The organism is Bradyrhizobium sp. P5_C11_2 (assembly GCF_054049755.1).
Genome location: NZ_JBFULT010000750.1, coordinates 1 through 2,959, shown reverse-complemented (window position 1 = coordinate 2,959; position 2,959 = coordinate 1). Strand labels below are relative to the sequence as shown.

Below are 2,959 nucleotides of genomic sequence, written 5' to 3'. Positions count from 1 at the left end.
GATGTGGATCGCCGAGACGATCTCCAGGACGGGGAGATCGGCCACCGGCGCCAAGGCATGCGGCGTCAGGGAGAGAGCCGCGGGCCCGGTCCAGGCGCCCTTCAGCGCAATCTGCTCGAGGTGATATTCGACGAGCTCGCAGATGCGCGGGCTGCCGTCGACATGCGGGATGATCTTGAGCAGGAAGTTCGGCTCGCTGAGCGCTACCTTGACCTGGCCAAGATCGGCTTCGCGGTGCTTGTAGCCCATCGTACCCGTCGCAATCCGCAAGGGACCGTAGTCCAGCGTTCCGATCAGGGTGTCGATCTCGGTTCGCAATGTCGGCTGCGCCAGCTTTTTCGGAAAACCCCAGAGCTCGCGTCCGCCTGCAATCGGCCCTTCGTCGTTGAGGAACATGCAATGGCTGTAGCCGCCTCTGCGCCCGCGGAAGGAGACCGGGATGACCTGGCCGCTTTCCGTGTAGTCGCCAAAGCCATTCGAATCCGGCATGCGGATGAATTCATATTTGACGAGCGCTTCGCGTGCATCGAGCTCCAACGGCTCGGGCACCACGGCGCGCAGCTTTGCCGGATCGGTGCGATAGGTGATGATCAAATATTCGCGGTCCACAAACCGATACGGTCCTGGCGGATAGGCCGGACTGGTCAGCGGCATTGCAAAGGCCCGCTTTCGTACTTCACTCTCACGCATTTGGTTCTCCCTGCGGCCGATGACGGCCGGACCTATTCGCGACCATCGTTCTCGAGGTCGAATGTGAAGACGCCGTCCGCGCTGGCGGGGCGCGTGAGCACCTCGGGATGGCGCAGCGTGCGCAGCGCATCGTGGTAACCGGCACGCCAGTGATCCTGCATCGAAAGCCGGGAGAACTCGTAGTCCTTGGAGTGCCCTTCGTGAGTGCGCGCGCGATAGATCAGATGGACGATGTTGTAGACGTTGTGAGAGACCGCGGTGCTGAGGAGCTTCACGTCCTCATGTTCCTGCAGGTCTTCCGGAAGCCGGCCCAGCAGGGCAGTGAGCGCACGGCGGAGGCGCTGCACGCGCTTGAACTGGTCGGTGCTTGCGCGCGTGCGGCTCGAATATTGAATTTCCTTTTGACGCGTGACGACCTCGGGCAGATTGCCCGGAAGCTGGCCCTTCGCGCTCCAGAGGTCGACCTGAAACGCCAGCATGTCCTGCGGCGCACCCCAGTCGATCACCCATTGYAGCGGCGTATTGGACACCAGGCCGCCGTCCCAGTAGTGCTCGCCCTCGATCTCCACCGCGGGAAAGCCCGGCGGCAGCGCGCCGCTTGCCATGACGTGCTCCGGCAGGATCGTATGGGTGCTGTTGTCGAAATAGACGAAATTGCCCGTTCTTACGTTGACCGCACCTGCACTGAAGCGCGTCGTTCCCGCGTTGAGGCGATCGAAGTCGACCAGGCGCTCGAGCGTGCTCTTCAACGCGCTTGTGTCGTAGAAGCTGGTCGCCTCGGTCGTTCCGCCGGAATGCAACCAGGGCATGAGGGGGCGCGCCGAGAAAAATCCGTTTGCGCCGCATGCCGCGGCAAGGCCGGCGCTCATCTGGTTGAGGACATTGCGCGCATTGTCGTTGCGCCTATCGAGAAGTGGATTTCCAGACCAATCCCAGGGCGCAGTGGAGGTCACTTGCGTCCAGAAATCGCGGAGCCGGTCAACACGGGACTCCGGCGGGTTGCCCGCAATGATCGCGGCGTTGATTGCGCCGATCGAAATGCCGGCAACCCAATCCGGATGGATGCCGGCTTCGGCGAGCGCTTCATAGACGCCCGCCTGGTAGGCCCCCAGAGCGCCGCCGCCCTGCAGCAGCAGGGCAATGCAATCGAAGGGGAGCCGCCGATGGGTGGCCGGCAGGTGGGTTCGGGGCTGGAAGTTCATGACTTGGCTCGCTCTCGGGTGTGTGATGATCGAGGCTGACGTTGTGCGAAGGGATGGAAACGCGCAGCCTGAAAAGAAACTATACGGTTTAGTGTATATATGCGGTACGCCGATCAAGCAACTCACGAGATCGTGCTTCAGCGCCGGATCAGCACGTTCGCGCTCAGTGCTCAGTTGACCGCTGTCCGACCTTGGGCGGTTCGAGCATCACTTCCTTCAAGTGGCCGCCAGTGGCGACGACGACCACAAAGTTGAGTTTGCCATCCTGCTTCATCAGCCCGCCCGCGAGCGCACTTCCCGCCGCGGCTTTCTCAGCGATCCGCACCGCATCCGACAGCTCCTGCTTGATCCACTTCAGGGCGATGATGTTGGCGAGATCTCCTCGATCGAGCTCCTTCAGCGATGACGCAATTTCCGCTTGCGATACGCTGCCGGTGTTCGCATCTATGACATTTTCAAAGACCCGCTCGTTCTTGATCGTGCGCACGCGGTAGACTGGCGGGCCGGATATCTCGAAGCTGACGTCTGCTGTCCTCGAGCCGTCATGCAGACGCTCTGCAATCGCCATTGCCTGGCCGAGTGGGACCCGTGTGGTGCGGAATTGTTCGAGCACACGGTGCATCGTTGCTTCGTCGGCGTCTGCCTGCGCGGCTGTGCGGCGGCTTTCGGCGTCAGCAGGGGGCCGGGTGACATCGGCCATGGCTCCCGTGGCGGCGAGTGTGGCGGACCAAACGATGAGGGCAAACAACTGGTTCTTCGGCATTGAGTAGATCCTGTAGCGTCTTGTCTGAAGGTGTCTGGCGGTGCCGCTCGTCCGAGGCGGCGGCTGGGACGGTGCGCTCCGCTCAATCGAGCGGATCTCCCCACAATGTTTCGACATGCGGGTGACGGGCAGGTCGCAGCCCCCTTGCGGTCCGTCTCTGAGCGTGCAGGCGCTGTCGGGCCGTGATCTCTGGCGGCCTGCGGCCCGGGTCTGGTCGATCAGGAACGGCGGACTGCAACTGCGCCAGGCTTTCGCGCAGGCGTGCGTCCGTGGATGAAGTTGAGCCGGTCTCACTGACATCGGC

At 62.7% G+C, this 2,959-nt stretch carries 3 protein-coding genes; all 3 read right to left on the bottom strand.

The features are described 5' to 3' along the window. A partial coding sequence (locus ACXJL8_RS37990; RefSeq protein ID WP_456686701.1) for an acetoacetate decarboxylase occupies positions 1-690 on the bottom strand: 690 nt, incomplete at its 3' end. Positions 691-722: 32 nt separating this feature from the next. Continuing rightward, positions 723-1,892 (bottom strand): patatin-like phospholipase family protein, encoded by a 1,170-nt coding sequence (locus ACXJL8_RS37985; protein WP_456619938.1) that lies wholly within the window; start codon positions 1,890-1,892, stop codon positions 723-725. A 163-nt stretch (positions 1,893-2,055) separates the two neighbouring features. Continuing rightward, positions 2,056-2,655 carry a PepSY domain-containing protein gene (locus ACXJL8_RS37980; RefSeq protein ID WP_456619824.1) on the bottom strand — a complete coding sequence of 200 codons (600 nt, stop codon included), beginning with the start codon at positions 2,653-2,655 and terminating at the stop codon, positions 2,056-2,058. Positions 2,656-2,959: the final 304 nt, after the last annotated feature.

Coding starts and splice junctions, on each gene's coding strand:
- ACXJL8_RS37980 (WP_456619824.1), bottom strand. CDS start 2,655: ATGCCGAAGAACCAGTTGTTTGCCCTCATCGTTTGGTCCGCCACACTC.